General features: G+C 71.5%; 18 protein-coding genes. 2 read left to right on the forward strand and 16 right to left on the reverse strand.

All coding sequences use genetic code 11. The features are described 5' to 3' along the window. Window positions 1-210: 210 nt before the first annotated feature. The 8 genes from GT007_RS20015 to GT007_RS20050 all read right to left on the reverse strand — a co-directional run bounded on the left by GT007_RS20015 (window position 211) and on the right by GT007_RS20050 (window position 9,446). Window positions 211-1,512 carry an NtaA/DmoA family FMN-dependent monooxygenase gene (locus GT007_RS20015; protein ID WP_160123443.1) on the reverse strand — a complete coding sequence of 434 codons (1,302 nt, stop codon included), beginning with the start codon at window positions 1,510-1,512 and terminating at the stop codon, window positions 211-213. Window positions 1,513-1,661: 149 nt separating this feature from the next. Next, window positions 1,662-3,224, reverse strand: coding sequence for an MDR family MFS transporter (locus GT007_RS20020; protein WP_160123444.1), 1,563 nt, complete (start codon window positions 3,222-3,224; stop codon window positions 1,662-1,664). Continuing rightward, window positions 3,217-4,374 (reverse strand): HlyD family secretion protein, encoded by a 1,158-nt coding sequence (locus GT007_RS20025; RefSeq protein WP_160123445.1) that lies wholly within the window; start codon window positions 4,372-4,374, stop codon window positions 3,217-3,219. Before GT007_RS20025 ends, GT007_RS20020 begins: the two co-directional genes overlap by 8 nt. Before the next feature lie 123 nt (window positions 4,375-4,497). Further along, window positions 4,498-5,709, reverse strand: a complete 1,212-nt coding sequence (locus GT007_RS20030; protein WP_160123446.1) for a M28 family metallopeptidase — start codon at window positions 5,707-5,709, stop codon at window positions 4,498-4,500. Continuing rightward, window positions 5,706-6,668 (reverse strand): tripartite tricarboxylate transporter substrate binding protein, encoded by a 963-nt coding sequence (locus tag GT007_RS20035; protein WP_160123447.1) that lies wholly within the window; start codon window positions 6,666-6,668, stop codon window positions 5,706-5,708. The genes GT007_RS20030 and GT007_RS20035 overlap by 4 nt, the downstream gene beginning before the upstream one ends. Beyond that, window positions 6,665-7,951 carry an ArgE/DapE family deacylase gene (locus tag GT007_RS20040; RefSeq protein ID WP_160123448.1) on the reverse strand — a complete coding sequence of 429 codons (1,287 nt, stop codon included), beginning with the start codon at window positions 7,949-7,951 and terminating at the stop codon, window positions 6,665-6,667. Before GT007_RS20040 ends, GT007_RS20035 begins: the two co-directional genes overlap by 4 nt. A 119-nt stretch (window positions 7,952-8,070) precedes the next feature. After that, window positions 8,071-8,745 (reverse strand): ATP-binding cassette domain-containing protein, encoded by a 675-nt coding sequence (locus tag GT007_RS20045; protein ID WP_236571774.1) that lies wholly within the window; start codon window positions 8,743-8,745, stop codon window positions 8,071-8,073. Beyond that, the gene (locus GT007_RS20050) at window positions 8,742-9,446 is read right to left on the reverse strand and encodes an ABC transporter permease (RefSeq protein WP_236571775.1); all 705 of its coding nucleotides are present in this window, start codon (window positions 9,444-9,446) and stop codon (window positions 8,742-8,744) included. The genes GT007_RS20045 and GT007_RS20050 overlap by 4 nt, the downstream gene beginning before the upstream one ends. A 72-nt stretch (window positions 9,447-9,518) precedes the next feature. Here GT007_RS20050 and GT007_RS20055 point away from each other — a divergent pair, with 72 nt between their 5' ends. Further along, window positions 9,519-10,400: a helix-turn-helix transcriptional regulator gene (locus tag GT007_RS20055; RefSeq protein ID WP_160123449.1), complete on the forward strand. Its 882-nt coding sequence runs from the start codon at window positions 9,519-9,521 to the stop codon at window positions 10,398-10,400. Here the strand turns inward: GT007_RS20055 and GT007_RS20060 are convergent. The 3 genes from GT007_RS20060 to GT007_RS20070 are packed head-to-tail and all read right to left on the reverse strand — an operon-like array spanning window position 10,395 to window position 12,921. Then, window positions 10,395-11,165, reverse strand: coding sequence for an ABC transporter permease (locus tag GT007_RS20060; RefSeq protein WP_160123450.1), 771 nt, complete (start codon window positions 11,163-11,165; stop codon window positions 10,395-10,397). The two genes, GT007_RS20055 and GT007_RS20060, sit on opposite strands and share 6 nt — an antisense overlap. Then, window positions 11,165-11,908: an ABC transporter ATP-binding protein gene (locus tag GT007_RS20065; protein WP_160123451.1), complete on the reverse strand. Its 744-nt coding sequence runs from the start codon at window positions 11,906-11,908 to the stop codon at window positions 11,165-11,167. The genes GT007_RS20060 and GT007_RS20065 overlap by 1 nt, the downstream gene beginning before the upstream one ends. Continuing rightward, window positions 11,905-12,921, reverse strand: coding sequence for an ABC transporter substrate-binding protein (locus GT007_RS20070; RefSeq protein WP_160123452.1), 1,017 nt, complete (start codon window positions 12,919-12,921; stop codon window positions 11,905-11,907). The genes GT007_RS20065 and GT007_RS20070 overlap by 4 nt, the downstream gene beginning before the upstream one ends. An 87-nt stretch (window positions 12,922-13,008) precedes the next feature. Between GT007_RS20070 and GT007_RS20075 the strand changes: the two genes are divergently transcribed. Further along, complete coding sequence (locus GT007_RS20075) at window positions 13,009-13,980, forward strand: zinc-binding dehydrogenase (protein ID WP_160123453.1); 972 nt, start codon at window positions 13,009-13,011, stop codon at window positions 13,978-13,980. 5 nt (window positions 13,981-13,985) lie between these two features. Here the strand turns inward: GT007_RS20075 and GT007_RS20080 are convergent, their stop codons facing one another. From GT007_RS20080 to GT007_RS20100, 5 genes are all read right to left on the reverse strand, one after another. Beyond that, window positions 13,986-14,858, reverse strand: coding sequence for a WcbI family polysaccharide biosynthesis putative acetyltransferase (locus GT007_RS20080; RefSeq protein ID WP_160123454.1), 873 nt, complete (start codon window positions 14,856-14,858; stop codon window positions 13,986-13,988). After that, window positions 14,855-15,910 carry a GSCFA domain-containing protein gene (locus GT007_RS20085; protein ID WP_236571777.1) on the reverse strand — a complete coding sequence of 352 codons (1,056 nt, stop codon included), beginning with the start codon at window positions 15,908-15,910 and terminating at the stop codon, window positions 14,855-14,857. The genes GT007_RS20080 and GT007_RS20085 overlap by 4 nt, the downstream gene beginning before the upstream one ends. Continuing rightward, window positions 15,910-16,533 (reverse strand): DUF882 domain-containing protein, encoded by a 624-nt coding sequence (locus GT007_RS20090; RefSeq protein WP_236571776.1) that lies wholly within the window; start codon window positions 16,531-16,533, stop codon window positions 15,910-15,912. The genes GT007_RS20085 and GT007_RS20090 overlap by 1 nt, the downstream gene beginning before the upstream one ends. After that, window positions 16,533-18,056: a L,D-transpeptidase family protein gene (locus GT007_RS20095; RefSeq protein ID WP_160123456.1), complete on the reverse strand. Its 1,524-nt coding sequence runs from the start codon at window positions 18,054-18,056 to the stop codon at window positions 16,533-16,535. The genes GT007_RS20090 and GT007_RS20095 overlap by 1 nt, the downstream gene beginning before the upstream one ends. Before the next feature lie 186 nt (window positions 18,057-18,242). Next, window positions 18,243-19,001, reverse strand: a 759-nt coding sequence (locus tag GT007_RS20100; RefSeq protein WP_160123457.1) for a diacylglycerol/lipid kinase family protein, incomplete at its 5' end; no start/stop codon positions are given.

The raw sequence follows: 19,001 nt of genomic DNA on the forward strand, positions 1-19,001 counted from the left end.
CAGCCGCGCATCCATCGTGGATATCTCCGTCCAGGGCATCGACCGGTCCTCCCAGTCGATAACAAAGACTGTCACCCAGGTCGCCGGTCCAAACTGTCACCAACCTAGCCGGTTTGTACCCCCCCGAACCCCCACCGGGGGAAATGAATTTCCCCCGGAGCCCCCATTCTTTTCTTTTTGGGAGTTTGGGGACGGCGCCTCCCCCTGCCCTCACCCATGGTCGCGCAGATTCTCCCGCATCGTCCGCCCCTTATATGCCGTCCGGTACACCCCGCGCCGCTGCAGTTCCGGCACCAGCATCCGCGCCACATCCTCGAACGTCCCGGGCCACAGGGTCGGCGGCAGGATGAACCCGTCGCAGGCGCCGCCCTTGAACCAGTCCTCCAGCACATCCGCCACCTGGGCGGGCGTGCCGGCCAGCAGGGTGCGCGGCCGGCGCACGGCCTCGGCGAAGCTGATGTTCTTTTCCTTGGCCACCTGCGTCATGCGGTCCCGGTGGCCCTGCACGCCCTGGTTGCCCGATTGCGCGTCCAGCGCCTCCGGCGTGTCGATCTTCGACAGGTCCGCCACCACCGACCAGGAGGAGGAGGCGAGCACCAGCTCCGGGTCCACCAGCGATTCCAGATAGGCGGCCTTTTCCCGCGCGATGCTCTCCGTCTCCCCCAACACCAGGGAGACACTGGGCAGCACGGCGCATTCCTGCACCGGGCGGCCGATGGCGTTCATGCGGGCATGCAGGTCGTCGCGATAGGCTTTCGCATCGGCCTTGGTGGCGGGGGTGCAGAAGATCGCCTCCGCCCAGCGCGCCGCGAATTGCCGCCCGCGCGGAGAGGAACCGGCCTGCATCAGAACGGGCCGCACCTGCGGCGTGCGCGGGATGGTCAGCGGGCCCTCGGTGGAGACGTAGCGGCCCCGGTAGTTCACGCGATGGATCTTCGCGGGGTCGGCGAAGCGGCCGCTCTCGCGGTCCAGCACCAGCGCGTCCTCCTCCCAGCTGCGCCACAACCCGTCGCAGGCCTCCAGCACCTCATCGGCCATGTCATAGCGCTGATCCTTGGGGGCCAGCCCGTCATGGCCGCAGTTCCGCGCCTCGAAATCGCGGCCGGTGGTCACGACGTTCCAGGCGGCCCGCCCGCCGCTTATCATGTCCAGCGTGGCCAGGTAGCGGGCGATGATATAGGCGGGCGTGAAGCTGGTGGAGAGCGTGACGCCCAGCCCCAGATGCCGCGTGGCCCGCGCCATGATCGGCAGCAGCACCATCGGGTCCATCAGGGTCAATTGCCCGCCGCGGCCGACATAGTCGTCGTAGCCGCCCTTATACAAATCCGGGATGCCGAGGCCGTCCGCGAAGAAACAGCCGTCGAACAGCGCGGCCTCCATGGTGCGGGCGATGTGCTCCCACCGGTCATAGCCGAAGATGTCGTCCAGCGTGGCCGCCGGGTGGCGCCAGCTGCTGGGATAGCTGGTGTTGGGACCGGCCTTCAGATAGGCGACGAGATGCATGTGCGGCATGGCGCCATTTTCCTACTGAAACCCAACCTGGCTAGTGTCCTGATTCCGAAATCCCTCGGATTTCGTTCTCAGGCCACTAGCCTGTGTTTTCAGTGGCCTGCCGATCCGCTGCGTTCGCGGGAGATCCCGCGAACGCAGCGGGCAGGACACTAGCGCGCACGGCCGCCCGGTGGGGGCTGGCGCAGCGTCATCCCCGGCAGGATTGCCACCAGACAGATCACCGCGACCGCCAGGAAGGCATCGCGGAAGCCCTGCAACCCCGCCTGCGCCTCCAGCATCCGGCCCATGAACTCATAGGCGGCGTCGCGGCGGATCACCTCGGGGATGCCGGCCTGGGCGTAGAGCCCCTCCAACAGGCGCCGGGTTTCCAGCGCCACGGCGCCGCCATCCACCCGGCCCCACTGCGCCTCGGCATGGAATTGGCCGCGCCGCTCCATGAACACCGCCAGCAGGTTGGTGCCGAAGGCGCCGCCCAGCATGCGGAAGAAGTTGATGCTGCCCGCCCCCTGCCCCAGCAGATGCTGCGGCAGCGCGCGCATGGCGCCCACATTCATGTTGGGCAGCGTCAGCCCCAGCCCCACGCGGCCGATCAGGATCCACATCGCCAGCGTCCAGAACGGCGTGTCCGTGCCCACATCCCCGATCAGCCAGCAGGACAGCGCGAAGCACAGCAGCCCGGCGCAGACCGGCTGCCAGGGCGGCACCAGATCCGCCAGCCGGCCCGCGATCAGGAAGATCACCGCGACCGCGAGCCCCGCCGGCATCAGGATCAGCCCGGCCCGGGTGGGGGTATAGCCCTGCACGATCTGCACCAGCAGCGGCAGCAGATAGGTGGAGCCGAAGATCGCCGCCCCATAGATGAAGGCGACCAGGGAAGCCGCGACGAAGCCCCAATGCTGGAACACTTTCAGGCTCATCAGCGGCGCGGGTGCGATGGCCTGCCAGCCGATGAAGCCGATGGTGGCCAGCGTGGCGCCCGTCAGTTCCAGCAGCACATGGTCGGAGCCCCAGCCATGGTGCTGCCCATCCGTCAGCCCCGCCAGCAGCAGCCCGATGGCCAGGGCCAGCAGCACCGATCCCCACCAGTCGAAGGCGCGGGCGGCGCCCTGGGCCACGCGGCCGGGCATGAACAGCACGCCCATCACCAGCCCCAGCACCGCGGTGGGCAGGCACAGGAAGAACACCGCGTGCCAGCTGAACTGGTCCACCAGGAAGCCGCCCAGCGTGGGCCCGATGGCCGGCGCCATCACCACACCGAAGCTGAACATGCCCATGGCGGTGCCCCGCCGCTCCGGCGGGAAGACCAGGAAGATGATCTGCATGGACAGCGGCTGCAGCAGCCCCGCCGCCGCCCCCTGCGCCACCCGGCAGAACACCATCACCCCCGGGTCGCTGCCCAGCCCGGCCAGGATGGAGGCCACGACGAACAGCCCGATCGAGGCCACATAGGTGATGCGGAAGCCGAAGCGTTCCACCGACCAGGCGTTCAGCAGCATGAAGCCGGTGTTGGCCGCCAGGAAGCCGGTCGAGAGCAGCTGCCCTTCCTCATGCCCCATGCCCAGCGCGCCCATGATGTCCGGCAGGGCGACATTCACGATGGTGGAGGACAGGATGCAGGAGACGGTGCCGGTCAGCGCCGTCAGCGTCACCAGCCAGCGGAAGGCGGGGCCATAGCGGGCGAACAGCGCCTCGATGCTCGGGCCTTCATTCACGCGCTTCGCCTTCGCGCGCCACAGCCTCCACCCGCGCCATCATGCCCGGGCGCAGCAGGCCCGGGGGCGGGGCGGGGTTCAGCCGCACGCGGATGGGCATGCGCTGGGTGATGCGGGTGAAATTGCCGCTGGGGTTGGGGCTGGGCAGCAGGGCGAATTCGCTGGTCGCGGCCTCCACCACCCGGTCCACCTCGCCCTCGAACACCCGGCCGGGCCAGGCATCCACGGTGACGCGCACCGGGGTGCCGGGGCGGAAGTAGCGCACCTCCGTCTCGCGCACATTGGCCTCGATGCGCACCTGGGCGGGGTCATGCACCAAGATAATGCGCTGGCCCGCCAGCACATATTCGCCCGGGTCCACGAAGATGCGGTCCACCACCCCGTCGAAGGGCATGCGGATAGTGCGGTCCTCGCGCTCCAGCAGGGCGCGGTCGCGCGTCGCGGTCAGTTCGCGCTCCAGCGGGGCCAGCGCCTCCAGCTGGCGGGCGATGACCTGCATTTCCTCCCGCGCGGCATGGGCCGCGGCCAGCAGGGCCTCGGCGTTGCGGATCTCGGCCCCGGCGGAGATCACGCGCTGGCGGGCGCTGTCCAGGCCCGCGCGCAATTGTTCCCACCGCTGGCGGGTGCCGGCGCCGGTGGCGTCCAGCCGCTCGGCGCGGGCCAGCTCGGCCTCCGCGAAGCGGCGCTGGGCTTCCTCGGCGGGCAGGCTGGCGCGGGCGGAATCGAGCTTCGCCCGGGCGGCGGCGCCCTGGCTCTCACTCTGCCGGTCGATCAGCGTCATGCGGGCCTGGAGTTCGGCGCGGCGGGCGGCGATGCCGGTCAGGCGGGCTTCCAGCTCCTCCACCGCCAGGGCTGCGTCGCGGGCGTCCATCTGCACCAGCAGCTCGCCCCGGCGCAGGCTGTCCCCCGCCGAGGGCGGCAGGCGCTGCACCCAGCCGGGCACGCGGCTGGCCAGCATCACCATGTCCGACGCCACGCGGGCGTCATCCAGCACCACATGGGTGAATTGCCAGTGTAGCCAGCGCGCGGAAAACCCGAGCGCGGCCAGCGCCACCACCGCCAGGGCCGCCAGGCGCAACCGTCGGCGGCCCGGCCCCCTGGCCTGGGTGATGGCTTCCGGTGCGGCAGGCCGGGGTGGGCCTATGTCCATGACGCTTCCTGCTCCGGCCCTGAAGGCGGGCCGGTCAGGAAGGATAGAACCAGATTGTCCGACAAGACAAACCCGTGACAGATGGATTTCTCGTTATGACAAGGGCGTGGCCGGGCGCCGCCCTTACCCCCGCAAATCCAGCTCCGGCGCCATCAGTGCCTCCCACAGCATCCGCGTGCAGGCCAGCGTCGCGGCCCGCAGCTCCGCTTCCGGTGCCAGGCGCCGCTTGTCCGCCCCGGTCAGCAACAGCCGCAGCCGGCTTTCGGGCTCGTTGAAGCCGGCCACGATGCGGGTGGCGGGGATGCCGTGGGCCGCGAAATTCGCGTGGTCGCTGTTGGGCATCAGCGGTTCGTGGACGCCCAGCCCCGGCACCGCCCCGGTCAGGAAGCCCGGCAGCTTCGCAAAGCCGCTGGTCAGCGCCGTCAGCTTCGGGCTGCCCGCGATGCTGTCCAGGTTCAGGTTGAAGGCCATGCGGTCCCGCCGCTCCGGGTCCATGGCGCCGAGCCAGGAGCGGCTGCCGGCCAGCGCCCATTCCTCGGCGCCGAAGATGCACAGCATCAGCCCGCGCGGCGCGCCGGTGACAAAGGGCCGCACGGCCCGCGCCATGGCCAGGGCGGCGGCCACGCCGGTCGCGTTGTCCAGCGCGCTCTCGGCCAGGGAGTGGCCGTCCAGATGCGCGGAGAGCACCACATATTCCGGCCCGCGCCCTGGGATTTCCAGGATCAGGTTGGGGGTTTCCATCGGCCGGTCCTCGGCGGCGATGCTGATGCGCACCCGCCCGCCTTCCAGCAGCCGCGCGGCGCCCTCGATGCCGATGCCCAGCGCCGGAATGCCCGGCCCGCCGGCGCGGCCGGAGGAACCCGAGACCGGCCCCACCCCAGGCTCCGGCTGCACGATCAGGAAGGCGGCGGCGCCGGCCTCCCGCGCCGCGTTCAGCTTCACGCGGCGATGGATGGTGTGGGTGGCGAAGGGGTATTCGTGCCGCGCCAGCACCGCCAGCCCGTCGAGGCCCACATGCCCCGGCGCACCCCGGCCCAGATCCTTCACCTCCAGCACCAGGTCCTGGCAGGGCATGGTGCCCAGCAGGGGGGCGCAGGGGATCTCCTCGCCGCTGGGTTCATGGATCACCCGCGCCTCATGGCACAGCCAGCCGGCATAGGGGGCGGGCTCGTTGCGGGTGGGGCCGATCGCGGCCATGCGCACGGCCGCGAAGGTGAAGGCCGAGCTCTCGCTGGAACTGCCCGCCAGCCGGCCGCCCGCGTCGCACAGCGCGTTGAAGTCGCTCCAGAGCAGCGGGTCGGCGGAGACGGAGGCGAGGACGGTGTCTAGGGTCATTGGGCGCGGATGTTCTTGCTGCGGGCGATCTCGGCGATGCGGGTCAGGTCGGCGCGCAGCAGCGTCTCGAAATCGGCCGTGCCGGTCGCGCGCGGCAGTACCGCCAGCGCCTCCAGGCGCGGCTGGATCGCCGCCGAGGCCAGCGTCTCGCGCAGCGCCACCGTCACCTTGTCCAGGATGGGCTGCGGCGTGCGGGCGGGCGCCATCAGCCCCCACCAATGCTCGCTGACCAGATCGACGCCCGCTTCCTGGAAGGTCGGCACGGCGGGCAGCGCCGCCAGCCGCGTGCCGGACATCACGCCGATCGCCTTCACCTGCCCCGCCTGCACCTGCGGCAGGGCGGAGGCGAGCGAGACGAACACCGCCTGCACATTGCCCGCCGCCAGGTCCTGCATGGCGGGCCCACCGCCGCGATAGGGCACATGCACCAGCTTGGTCCCGGTCGCGGCCTGGAACATCTCGCCCACCAGATGGCTCGCGGCACCCACGCCGCCGGAGCCATAGGTCAGCGTGTCCGGCCGCGCCTTGGCCAGCGCCACGAATTCCTGGATCGTATTGGCGGGCACGTTGTTGGCGATGAACATCATCAGCGGCGCCACGCCGATCAGGCTGGCGCGGGTGAAATCATCCCAGGGGTTGTAGGGCACGCGGTCCTGCACCGCCGGGATGATGGCGAAGGGCAGGTCCGCGAGGAGGAAGGTGTAGCCATCGGCGGGCGAGCGCGCGACGTATTCGGCGCCGAGCATGGAACCCGCGCCGGCGCGGTTCTCCACCACCACCGGCTGGCCCAGCGCCTGCTGCATGCCGGGCTGGAGCAGCCGGCCCAGCACGTCCGACGACCCGCCGGGCGCGAAGGGCACCACGATGCGGATGGCCCGGCTGGGCCAATCCGATTGCGCCAGGGCCGGCGCGGCGAGGCCGGCGGCGGCCGCCGCCAGAAGGGTGCGCCGTGGCGTCATGTTGCCTCCTCGACACCGCACCAATCGGCGATGAAGGTCGCGATGGACAGGGTGACAGCCTTCAGCTTGGCCAGGTTGGTGCGCTCGTCGAAGCCGTGATTGCCCTCGCCGCCCGGGCCGTAGCACAGGCCAGGAATACCGAAATACAGGCCATAGAAGCGGGTGTCGTTCACCGCGGTGGTGATGCGCGCGGGCATCTCGTCGCCGAACACCGCCTCATGCGCGCGGGCCAGCACGGCCTCGGCCTCGGTGCCCGGTTCCAGCACATAGCCATCGGCCAGGAAGCCGTGCCAGGTCACGCTGGGCGGGTTGTTGGACAGGAAGGCGTCCTTCCGCGCGGTCGCGGCCACCACCGCCTCGATCCCCTTCTGCACCTCGGCCACATCCTGGCCCGGCAGCAGGCCGATGCGGCAATCCACCTCGCACCAGGCGGGGGTGGAGCTGGCCCAGTCGCCGCCCCGGATCACGCCCGGGTTGAACTTGATGGGGCTGTCGATGTCCTTGTACCAGGGGTGGGCGGCCGCGGCCTTGTTGGCCTCGGCGGTGTGCTCGTACAGCGCCTGCACCAGCGTATAGGCGGACATGATGGCGTTGCTGCCGGTCTGGGCCACGGCCACATGCACGGGCACGCCCGCCACGCGGATGCGGAACCACAGCGTGCCGGTATGCGCGCGGGTGATGGTGCCGCCCGTGGGCTCCGGGATCAGCGCGGCATCGGCGCGATAGCCGCGCAGCAGGGTGGCGAGCGCGCCGTTGCCGGTGCTCTCCTCCTCGGTCACGGTCTGCACATGGATGTCGGCGGTGGGCACCAGCCCGGCCTTGGCCAGCGCGTCCATGGCGAAGACCATGCTGGCGACACCCGCCTTCATGTCATTGGCGCCACGGCCGTACAGCCAGCCATCCTGCACATGCCCGGCATAGGGCGGGAAGGTCCACATCTCCAGCGGGCCTTCGGGCACCACGTCGATATGGCCCTGCAGGATCAGGCTGCGGCCCTTGGGATTCGCCGCCCGCTTCGTGCCCACCACCTGGAAGCTGCCGGCGGGGTCGCAATCCACCATCGGGCTTGCCTTGGGGTGGGATTCCAGCGGCACATCGGCCAGCGAGAAGCGGTCCACCGCCCAGCCGCGCCCCGCGAACTGGCGCGAGATCCAGTCCTGCAACGGCGCTTCCTGCCCGCGCAGGCTGGGGAAACGCACCAGGTCGGTCAGGAACTGGGTCTCGGCGGCGAAGTTCTCCTCCACCGCGGCCTTGAGGCGGGCGAGGATGGCGGGGTCGGGCATGATGGCTCCGTTCGGAATGTCTGGGGGAAGCTTCGCAGGCCCGCCGCCACCCGGCAACGGCGTGACGGGCGGTTCATGCGGCGCGCGGGATGGGAATTGCACCGACGGCGGACATGCGCCTAAGCGCCGGGCGCCCACAGCAGCTCGCCCCGCAGAAAGGCCGCGGCCTCCGGCGACCGGGGGGCGGCGAAGAATTCCGTGGCGGGCGTGTGCTCCAGCAGGCGGCCCTGGTGCAGGAACAGCACCTCGCCCGCCAGGCGGCGCGCCTGGCCCAGGTCATGGCTGGTCATGACGATGCGCGTGCCGGCGGCGGCCAGGTGGCGGATGATCTCCTCCACCGCGCGGGTGGCCGCGGGGTCCAGCGCGGCGCAGGGTTCGTCCAGGAACAGGATGGCCGGCCGCTGCGCGGCGGCGCGGGCCAGGGCCAGGCGCTGCTGCTCCCCGCCCGACAGGCGGCGGGCCGGGCGATGGGCCATGGCCTGCAGCCCGACCAGGGCCAGGGCCTGTTCCGCCCGCGCCCGGGCATCGGGGCCACGCAGCGGGAACAGCACATTGGCCAGCACGGAGCGCCGCAGCAGCACCGGGCGCTGGAACACCATGGCCTGGGGGCCCGGGGCCCGCACTTGCCCGGCATCGGGTTCCAGCAGCCCGTGCAGCAGGCGCAGCAGCACGGATTTGCCCGCGCCGTTCGGGCCCAGGATCAGCGTGGGACCATCCGGGTCCAGGGCGAAGGACACATCGCGGATGATCGGCACCCCGCCCGCCGCGAAGCTGAGATTGTCGGCGCGGATCAATGGCCGCTCCTGTCCGCCCAGCCGCGCAGCGCCATGGCCAGCGCGTTCACGCCGAACACCACCAGCATCAGCACCAGCCCCAGGGCGATGGCCAGCGGCAGGTCGCCCTTGCTGGTCTCCAGCGCGATGGCGGTGGTCATGACGCGGGTATAGCCCTCGATATTGCCGCCCACGATCATCACCGCGCCGACCTCCGCCGCCGCCCGGCCGAAGCCCGCCAGCAGCACGGTGGTCAGCCCCACCCGCCCCTCCCACAACAGGGTGGGCACGGCGCCGAGGCGCGAGAGGCCGAAGGAGCGCAGCTGCTCGGCGTATTCCTCCCACAGGGATCGCAGCAGCTGGCAGGACAGCGCCGCCAGGATGGGCATGATCAGCGCCGCCTGCGCGACCACCATGGCCGTGGGCGTGAACAGCAGCCCCCAGGCGCCCAGCGGCCCGGAGCGCGACAGCAGCAGATAGACCAGCAGCCCGCACAGCACCGGTGGCAGCCCCATCAGCGCATTCAGCACCGCCATCACCGCCCCCCGCCCGGGAAAGCGCGCCACCGCCAGCGCCGCCCCCAGCGGCAGGCCCACCAGCGCGGCCACGCCCACCGCCGTCAGGCTGACGCGCAGGGAAAGGCCCACGATGCGCAGCAGCCCCGCATCCCAATGCAGCAGCATGCCCAGCGCCTGGGCGATCGCGGAGGACAGATCGTTCACCGCCGCAAGCTGTGAGCATGGCCCCCTGGGGTCAATCTTGACCCGGCACCGCTTCCTGCCGGATTTTGCCGGATGATGCCGGATGTCCTGACCCTGCAGGAGGCCGCGGAGTATCTCCGCCTCTCCGAGCGCACCACCTATTCCCTCGCCCGCGCGCGGCGGCTGCCGGCCGCGCAGATCGGCGGCAAATGGCTGTTCCCGCGCCGGCAGCTCCAGGCCTGGCTGGCCGCCGAGGCCGAGGCCCCCGGCGCTGCCACACCCGCCCCCCCGCCCATCCTGGCCGGCAGCCACGACCCGCTGCTGGATTGGGCGGTGCGGCAATCGGGCTCGGGCCTGGCCATCCGCGCGGGCGGCAGCCTGGACGGGTTGCAGGCCCTGGCCGAGGGCGCGGCCATGGCCGCCGCCATTCATGTGCCCGACCCGGACAAGGAGGGTTTCAACGAGAGCGCGGTGCGGGAGATGCTGCCCGGCCGCCCCATGGTGGGCATCACCTGGGCCTGGCGCCGCCAGGGGCTGCTGGTGGCACCCGGCAACCCGCTGGGCCTGGCGGGTGTCGCGGACCTGACGCGCCCCGGCCTGCGGGTGATCGGCCGCCAGAACCGCGCCGGCAGCCATGTGCTGCTGGTGCACCTGCTGGCCGAGGCCGGGGTGCGGCTGGAGCGCGTGCCCTTCCTGCCCGAACCCGCCCTGGCCGAGGATGAGGTGGCGGCCGCCGTCGCCTCGGGCCGGGCGGATGCGGGTTTCGGCATCGAGGCGGAGGCCGCCACCCGCGGCCTGGGCTTCGTGCCGCTGGCGCGGGAACGCTTCGACCTGGCGATGGAACGCCGCTTCTACTTCGCCGCCCCCATGCAGGCGCTGCTGCGCTTCACCCGCACCGCGCCGTTCCGCGACCGCGCGGGGCGGATGGCGGGGCATGAGGTGGGGGAATGCGGGGAGGTGGCGTTCAACCTATGACCGCTCACTGTCGTGCCAGCGCCGCAGCAGCAGGTGCGACAGCAGGCTGAGCGCCAGATAGATCAGGATGCCGCTGGCCGAGATCAGCACCAGCGCCGCGAACATGCGCGGGATCTGCAGCTGGAACCCGGCCTCCAGGATGCGGTAGGCGAGGCCGGAGGCGGCGCCCCCGGTGCCGGCCACGAATTCCGCCGCGATCGCCCCGATCAGCGACAACCCGCCCGATATGCGCAAGCCCGCCAGGAAATAGGGCAGCGCCGTCGGCAACCGCAGCCGCCACAGCTTCTGCCAGCGGGAGGCCCCATAGAGGCGGAACAGATCCTCCAGGTTCCGGTCGGTGCTGTTCAGCCCCAGCGTGGTGTTGGACAGGATGGGGAAGAAGGCGACGATCCAGGCGCAGATCAGCAGCGCCACCCGCACATCCTCCACCCAGATGATGATCAGCGGCGCCACGGCGATGATGGGCGTCACCTGCAACACCACCGCATAGGGGAACAGGCTCAGCTCCAGCAGGCGGGACTGGCTGAACAGCACCGCCAGCAGCAGCCCCAGCGCCGCCGCCACCGCCAGCGCCGCGAAGGTGATCTGCAAGGTCACGGCCAGGGAAACGGAGAGCGAATCCCAGTCCCGCACCAGGGTGCGCGCCACCAGCACCGGCCCGGGCAGGATATAGGGCGGGATGGCTTTGGCGCGCACCACCCACTCCCACCCGCCCAGCGCCAGCAGGCCGAACAGCCCGGGCAGCAGCCAGCGCAGCCACCGCATCAGGCGCGCTCCATCGCCAGGGAGAGCGAATGGCTGACCGCCCGGCAATGCGCGGCATAGCCGGCCGAGGTGCGGAATTCCGGGTCCGCGCGCTCCGCGGCCGGGACCAGGTGCTGGGCCACCACCCGGCCCGGGCGGGCGCGCATCACGGCGATGCGCTCAGCGAGATAGACACTCTCGAACACGGAATGGGTGACGAAGACCACGGTGCAGCGCAGCTCCCGCCACAAGGCCAGCAGGTCGTTGTTCAGGCGGAAGCGGGTGATCTCGTCCAGCGCCGCGAAGGGCTCGTCCATCAGCAGCAGGCGCGGGCGGGTGACCAGCGCGCGGGCGATGGAGACCCGCATGCGCATGCCGCCCGACAGCGCGCGCGGATAGCTGTGCTCGAAACCCTGCAACTCCACCCGGGCCAGCATCGCGGCGGCCTGGGCCTCGGCCGCGCGGCGCGGGGTGCCGGCCAGCTCCAGCGGCAGCGCGACATTGCACAGCGCGCTGGCCCAGGGCATCAGCGTGGGCTCCTGGAACACGAAGCCGATCTGGCGCGCCAGGCCCGGCGCCGCGATGGTCCCGGCATCGGGCGCGTCCAGCCCCGCGATCAGCCGCAGCATGGTGGATTTGCCGCAGCCGGAAGGGCCGAGCACGGCCAGGAACTCGCCCGGCTCGATGTCGAGGTCCAGGCCCTCCAGCGCCAGCGCGCCACGTGGGAAGCGGCGCGTGACGCCTTGCAGGGAGACGAGGCTCACATGCCCACGCGCTTGTTCACGAAGGACAGGTCATAGGCCTTCGTCACGTCGATGCCCGCCGGATAGGCCCCGCTGTCGCGCATGCTGCCATAGAAGCGCGCCCAGCGTTCCGCGCTCATGGCCCCAATGCCGTCCCGCAGCGCATCCCCGCTGGAGACCACCCCATTCGCGTTCAGGGTGCGGATCGCGTAGTCGATCTTCGCCTGGGTCATTTCCGGGTTGTCGCGGATGATCAGCGCCGAGGCGGCCGCGATGTCCTGGCCCTTCATGAACTCGGCCCAGCCCTCGATGGTGGCGTTCACGAAACGCTGCACCAGCTCGCGCTTCTCGGCCACCATGCGGCGGCTGATGTTGATGGTGGCGTTGTAGCACTCGTACCCAGCATCGGCGATCAGGAAGACCTTGGGGCGGGCGCCCGCCTCGATCGCGGTCAGCGGCTCGGCCGCCAGGAAGCCCTGCTGGATCGCGTTCCGGTCCGCCAGGAAGGGCGCGATGTTGAAGGTGTAGGGGCGGATCTGCTCATCGGTGAAGCCGAAGCGCGCGCGCAGGAACGGCCAGTAGGTCGCCCGGCCGGAGGAGGCGACGAGGATCGGCTTGCCGCGCATATCCTCGAACCGCTCGATGCCGTTGCCCTCATGCGTCATCAGGATCTGCGGATCCTTCTGCATGATGGCGCCGATGCAGGTGAAGGGGATGTCCTCCCGCGCGAAGTTCAACGCGGAGAAGGCGCTGGACATCACCATGTCCACCCGGCCCGCCAGCAGCAGCTGGATGGGGTTCTGCTGCGGCCCGCCCTGGCGCAGGTCGCACTCGATGCCATGGCGGCGATAGATGCCGGCGGCCACCGCCTGATAGTAGCCGCCATGCTCGGCCTGGGCGCGCCAATCGGTCTGGAAACTGACCTTGTCCAGGCTCTGCGCCACGGCGACGCGCGCGCCGGGCACGGCCGTCAGCGCCAGCATCGCCCCCCGGCGGGTGATGCGGTAGCGGCTGCGAAGCGGTGCGTCGGACATGGGCTTCCTCTCCTTCAGGCTCGGGGGTTCAATGCTGGCCGATATTGGCCCGGGTTCCAACACATCCAGAGGCCGAATGGAGGAAACATGACCACCACCGGCCGCGCCATCGGCTTCGCCGCCCCCGGCGCCCCCTTCGCCTGGCAGGACCACCCCCTGCCCGCCCCGGGCGCGGGGGAGCTGCTGCTGGCCGTCGAGGCCATCGCCCTGAACCCCATCGACCTGAAGCAGCATGCCGCCGCGCCGCGCGTGCTGGGGGTGGATGCCGCGGGCCGTGTGCTGGCGCTGGGCGAGGGTGTCGCGGGTTTCGCCCCTGGCATGCGGGTGGCGTGCCTCGCCCCGCCCAGCCGCGCCGGCAGCTATGCCAGCCATCTGCTGGTGGATGCCCGCATGGCCGCCCCCGTGCCCGACGCCGTGGCCCTGGCCGAGGCCGCCGCCCTGCCCTGCGCGGGCCTCACGGCCCATGAGGCGCTGTTCGAGCGCCTGCGCATCGCCGATGACGCGACGCTGCTGGTGGTGGGCGGCGCGGGGGGCGTGGGAGGGCTCGCGGTACAGCTGGCCCGCACGCTGACGGGCGCGCGGGTGGTCGCCACCGCCTCCCGCCCCGAAAGCCGGGAGCGCGCGCTGGCGCTGGGCGCCCATGCGGTGCTGGACCACGGCGGCGACATGGCGGCCGAGGCCAAGGCGCGGAAACTGCGCTTCACCCATATCCTGTCCCCCAGCAACACCGCCGCGAACTGGGAGGCGCTGCTGGCCATGCTGGCCCCGCGCGGCAGCATCTGCCTGCTGGACGCCCCGGACGCCCTGCCCTTGGCGAAGCTGCGCGCCAAGGGGGCGGGGCTGTGCTTCGAGGCCGTCTTCGCCAAGGCGTTGTTCCAGGCCCCCGACCTGGCGAGCCAGGGCCAGGCGCTGGGCCGCATGCTGGGGCTGCTGGCGGAAGGCAGGCTGGGGCCGCTGGTCACCCGGCAGGGTGGGCCGATCTCACCGGCGGCCATCACGCAGGCGCATGAATGGCTCGCCACCGGCCATATGCTGGGCAAGGCGGTGCTGAGCGGCTGATAGCCTCAGCCCAGCAGCGCCAGCACATCCCCCACCCGGTCCGCGCCGCGCAGCCATTCGGGCGGCTGGGCGCGGAACAGCGCGTATTCCTCGGCGATGAAGGCGCGCAGATCCAGCGTGTTCGCGGCGCAGCGCTCCCCGCCGCGATGGAATTCCACGGAACCCTCCACCCCCAGCTCCCGCGCCAGCGGCGGGAAGACCGGGTGGTCCGGCTGGTTGACCAGATTGTCCTCCACAGAAATACCCTCTGCCCATCCGCCATCTGGCAGCAGGCCGGCATGGCGGCAGAACAGCGTGGCCAGGTCCAGGATCACATGGCTTTTCGGGTGGTTCACGCTGTGCATGAACACCCCCCTGGCCCGCCAGCGCGGCAACGCCGCCGACAGGTCGATCCCGTAGCTGGCATAGAGCCGCGTCATCAGCTCGCTCTCCAGCGCGAAGGCCCCCAGATAGCCCAGCCGCGAGAAGACCCGCCGGTTGAACAGCAGCTCCGCCTCACCCTCCATCATCCCGGCCAGATAGGCGCCCAGCACCAGGCGCGAATGATACTGGCCGGTCGGCCCGTGCAGCGTGCCCCCGTCCGGGGTGTGGATGTGAATGGTGTCGGGGTGGAAACCGCCGAAGCTGAGCGAGGGCAGCGCGCGCAGCGCCCGCACCTGGGCGGCCAGCGCCGCGTCATGCAGGGGCCCGAACTCCGGCGGCACGCCCGCGGTCACCACCAGGTCGCTGTCCAGCAGCCAGGGCATCACGGCGGCCTGGGCCTCCAGGGACCGGCACTCGGAGAGGTCGAAATGCGGCACCTCGGTACCCGGCAACAGGGCGCGCAACGCATGCGCCAGCATCGCGTGCTGGCAACTGAACAACACGCTGATCTTCATTCGGGGTCGAGTCGCTCCTCATCGCACAGAATGCCGGTACGGGCGCGATAGGCGGCCTCCTGCTCCGGGGTGATATCGGGCGGGGGCGGCGGCACGTTGAGCACCGGCGCCAGGCCGGACGCATCGGCCAGGAAATGCCGGCCGAACAGCGCCATCACCCGCCCCACCATCGCCTCCGACACCGATCGCCGGTCGGGCGCGAAGGCGTCGGAGGGCGCGAGGTGCGAGGTGACCATCTCGAAGGACGGGAAATAGGTGATGGCGGCATGGTCCCGCGCCGCGCGGTCGGCCGCGGCGCGCAACACCGCCTTGCTCAGCGTGTTGCTCTCCAGCACATGCCGCGCCTCATAGGTCGCGACCAGCGGCACCGGGGAGACGGTGAGGATCACGCGCAGCCCGGGATTGTCCTCGCCCAGCTCCTCCATCAAGGCGGCGAGGTCGGCCGCCACCTCCTCGAAGGTGAAATTGTGGAAACGCGCCTCGCCCGCCCCCTCCTCGATGCCGAGCACGCCCGGGGGCACCGGCAGGGCCGCGCCGCAGGGGGCGAGCCAGGCCTCGGTCAGGCCCAGCGTCAGCACCAGCACCCGCGCCTCGGTCAACAGGCGCGCGACGGCGGCCAGATGCGCCAGCCGTGCCTCATGCACCGCCTGCGGGCTGTCGAAGCCGGCGGGGAACAGCTGCGGGCGGAACGGGTCCACCCAGCGGCCGTCGGGGCGGCGCCAAGCGTTCTCCTTCGGGCGCCACAGCCCCAGGGCGCGGCGCACCAGCTGCAGCATCTGCCGCGCGGTATAGATGTTGCCGTATAGTGCGGAAAACGGTGCCTCCACCGCCTCGGCGGAGGTCTCGGTGACCAGCAGGTTGAAGCCGCCGGCCCGCAGATGCGCCGCGATGTGCTGCGCGAAGCAGGAACCGGCGGTGGCCACCGCATCCCCGGGCCCGATGCGGAAGGGCGGCGAGGTCACGGGGTCCAGCTCCCCCGCCGCCGCCTCCCGCTCCGCGTTGCGCCAGAAGCGCTGCGGCGGCAGCCGGCGGTAGGGGTGCGGGGTGCCCATCACCAGCGGCGGGCGGGACCGCAATCCAGATGGATGAAACCGTCGCGGCGATAGAGGCCCACACCGCCCAGCTGCATCTCGGCGGCGACCCGCGCCAGCTCCAGCGAGTGCCGCCCCGTGAGCTGCACATCCGCGGCCATGCCCGACATGTGCAGGGACACGCGCGAGACACGGCGGGACTGGCGGGAGCGCATGGCGTTGGTCTCCGGCGCGCGATAGCCGGAGACGACATGCCAGGCCTCACTGCCGGCGCCCATGCGGGCCTGCACGGTGGCCAGCACGTCGAACAGGCGCGGGTCCATCGGCGTGGCTTCGGCCATGCGCGGGTCGCGCATCACCCAATCCAGCTGGCGCAGCATGTCGCGGTCATAGCGGCCGTCATGCCAGTAGGTGCCGTTCACGCTTTCACCGGTCTGCAGGCGATGGATGGCGATCTGCCTTGGCCCGCCGCCGAACACCTGGGCCACCGCTGGTGGCGTGGCCAGCACCCCGCCCGCCCCGGCCACGGCCGCGGCGAACAGCGCGCGGCGGCCTGGGAGGGCCGGCGCGTCGCAGGACTGGCGCAGAGAGGATTCGAGCCCCTCGCAGGCAGGGCAGCAATGGCCAAACAGACGCATAGTCATCAGCTCCGTGAAGCGATGGGCCGGGCGGGACCACGTTCCATGGCCCGCAGATACTGGTTGTCCAGCCCATAGATGTCGGGACGGATCCGCACGCCGCCATGTTCCACGATGGCGGTCTGGTACAGGAAACGCACGGGCAGCTGGCGGCGCAGCGGCACGGCGAAGGTACGGCCCTCCGCCACGCTGCGATCCATGCGCGGGCGGTTCCAGCCCTCCATGCCTTCCATCAGCACGGCCAGGAAATCCATGGGCCGGCTCAGGCGGATACAGCCGGAGGAATAGGCGCGCTCGGGCCGGCGGAACAGGTGCGGCTCCGAGGTATCGTGCATGTAGATGTCTTCGCCGTTGGGCATGATGAACTTGATGCGCCCCAGCGCATTCAGCTCACCCGGGTCCTGGCGGAGCACGAAGGGGAAGTTGGTGCGGCTGTAGGTGCGCCAGTTGACCTGGGTCGGATCGACCTCGGTCACCTCCCCATCCACGCGCTGGAAGATGCGGATGCCCGCGCGCTGCAGCGCCAGCGGGTTGCGCTGCAATTGCGGCAGCTTGTCCTCCACCGCGTTGCGGACGGGCACGCCCCAGGGCGGGTTGAACTGCACCGTGGTCAGGCGCGTGGCCAGGATGGGGGTGGCGCGACCGGGGCGGCCCACCACCACGGCCATGTCCAGCACCAGCCGGTCGCCTTCCTTCACCATCAGAGTGAAGTCAGGCAGGTTCACATCCACCCGGCGGTCGGCACCCGGCTTCCAGGCGGCGCGGCGCATGTCCAGCGCGACCCTGAGGGCGGTGATGTCCTGCTCGGGCGTGCGGTTCAACGCGGCCTGGGTGCCGGCGCCGACGCGGCCATCCACCTCCACGTTCATCGCCTGCTGGAAGCGGCGGACGGCGGCCTGCAGGGTCTCGTCGTAATAGTTCGGGTCGGCGGGGGGGCGGCTGGCGGCCAGCACCGGGTCGGTGCCCGCCAGGCGTTCGCGCATCACGGCCACGCGGGGGTCGGTGCGGCCGGGCTCGATGGTGCCGCCGGTGGGGATCTGCGGCAGGTTCCAGCGCGCCATGGCCAGGCGCGCCTCGGCCAGCTTGGCCCGCAACAGCGCGGCGCCTTCCGGCAGCAGGGCCGCGCGGTCGATCACGGCGGCGGGTTCGGCCGAGGTGGCGAGCTCCGTCATCCAGGGCGCGAGCGGCAGGGCCGCCGTGTCGCGCCGGATGTCGATACGGCCCGTCGGCACGGCCGCGCGGCCGTGCAGCAGGTCCTGCAGGGCCAGCCGCGCCGCGTTCTGCACGCCGGCGGCATAGCCCGTGGGGTCGGAAAACGCGACATCGCGCGCCGGCACCTGGTACCAGCTGGGGTCGAGGCCATCGGCCTCCAGCCCGCGCAGGCGCTCGGCCAGATGTTCCAGCGCATCAGGGGTGGAGGCGAAGGCCGGGCTGGCCGCCAGGGCCAGGCCGGCGCCCGCCATCATCACATGCCTGCGGCCCATATGCCCTGGCAGTTGGGCGGAGCGGTCCGTCTGCGGTGCCGTCATGTCCAGCAGCCTCTTTCCAGAATGGGCGGAACCGCGGAGCGCCCGCCCCCTGCGGGCGTGCCAGGCCACGCCATGGGCACACCCCTCGGCGCCCATTCCTCGGAACATAGCGAAAACGGCGGCGCGGTGCAAAGCCGCTCAGTCATCGGCCCCCTTCGCGCCCGGGGCGCAGCCCCCATGGGCGGCTCAGGGCGGCACCAGGAAGGGGATGCCGTGCGAGGCGTCCTCGATCTCCAGCGGCAATTCGCCGGCCGCGTCGCCATCCGCCTGCGCCGGCACGACGGAGGCCGAGGCCATCCGCACCCGCCCCGCCCGGGCCAGCACCGCCCCGGGCACCCGGTGCAGCAACCCCATCGGCAGCGCCGCCCCCGCCAGCGCGGTGGCCAGCATGCCGCCGCGCGAAAACGCCAGCACGGAGAAGCCGGCATGCAGCGGGCTCGCCCCCGGCAGCGCCAGGAACCGCCCGGCATAGAACCGCCCCTTGGCCACGATCACGCTGGCAACGGGTGTCAGCGGCGCCTCGTCCAGCCCCAGCAGGATGGTGGGGAAGCGATAGGCGCCGATCTGGCGCAGGCTCTCGGCCAGATAGGCGCCCTTGCCGAAGCGGCGCTTCTCGGCCGGGTCCAGCGCGGCCACCACCGCGGCGTCGAAACCGGCGCCCAGCATCTGCACGAACAGCCGCTCCCGCCCGCCCGGATAGCGCGCCAGCCCCGGATGCAGCGTGACCCGCCGCCCGGCCAGCAGCACCGCCGCCGCGCGCTCGGGCATCATCGGCAGGCCGAGTTCGTGCGCCAGCACATTGGCGGTGCCCAGCGGCAGCAGCCCCAGCGTGGCCCCCGTGCCGGACAGCCCCGCCGCGACCTCGGCCACCGTGCCGTCGCCGCCGCCGGCCACGATCAGCGATTCGCCGCGCCGGGCGGCCTCGGCGGCCAGCACCCGGGCGTG

It is taken from the genome of Rhodovarius lipocyclicus (assembly GCF_009900765.1).
In the GTDB taxonomy this organism is placed as follows: domain Bacteria; phylum Pseudomonadota; class Alphaproteobacteria; order Acetobacterales; family Acetobacteraceae; genus Rhodovarius; species Rhodovarius lipocyclicus.

Bases quoted from the DNA above. Each gene is read 5' to 3' on its own strand.
- GT007_RS20030 (WP_160123446.1), bottom strand. From the start codon at position 5,709: ATGACCCTAGACACCGTCCTCGCCTCCGTCTCCGCCGACCCGCTGCTC.
- GT007_RS20015 (WP_160123443.1), bottom strand. From the start codon at position 1,512: ATGCCGCACATGCATCTCGTCGCCTATCTGAAGGCCGGTCCCAACACC.
- GT007_RS20095 (WP_160123456.1), bottom strand. From the start codon at position 18,056: ATGACGGCACCGCAGACGGACCGCTCCGCCCAACTGCCAGGGCATATG.
- GT007_RS20040 (WP_160123448.1), bottom strand. From the start codon at position 7,951: ATGCCCGACCCCGCCATCCTCGCCCGCCTCAAGGCCGCGGTGGAGGAG.
- GT007_RS20060 (WP_160123450.1), bottom strand. From the start codon at position 11,165: ATGCGGTGGCTGCGCTGGCTGCTGCCCGGGCTGTTCGGCCTGCTGGCG.
- GT007_RS20090 (WP_236571776.1), bottom strand. From the start codon at position 16,533: ATGACTATGCGTCTGTTTGGCCATTGCTGCCCTGCCTGCGAGGGGCTC.
- GT007_RS20070 (WP_160123452.1), bottom strand. From the start codon at position 12,921: ATGTCCGACGCACCGCTTCGCAGCCGCTACCGCATCACCCGCCGGGGG.
- GT007_RS20035 (WP_160123447.1), bottom strand. From the start codon at position 6,668: ATGACGCCACGGCGCACCCTTCTGGCGGCGGCCGCCGCCGGCCTCGCC.
- GT007_RS20055 (WP_160123449.1), top strand. From the start codon at position 9,519: ATGATGCCGGATGTCCTGACCCTGCAGGAGGCCGCGGAGTATCTCCGC.
- GT007_RS20025 (WP_160123445.1), bottom strand. From the start codon at position 4,374: ATGGACATAGGCCCACCCCGGCCTGCCGCACCGGAAGCCATCACCCAG.
- GT007_RS20085 (WP_236571777.1), bottom strand. From the start codon at position 15,910: ATGGGCACCCCGCACCCCTACCGCCGGCTGCCGCCGCAGCGCTTCTGG.
- GT007_RS20080 (WP_160123454.1), bottom strand. From the start codon at position 14,858: ATGAAGATCAGCGTGTTGTTCAGTTGCCAGCACGCGATGCTGGCGCAT.
- GT007_RS20075 (WP_160123453.1), top strand. From the start codon at position 13,009: ATGACCACCACCGGCCGCGCCATCGGCTTCGCCGCCCCCGGCGCCCCC.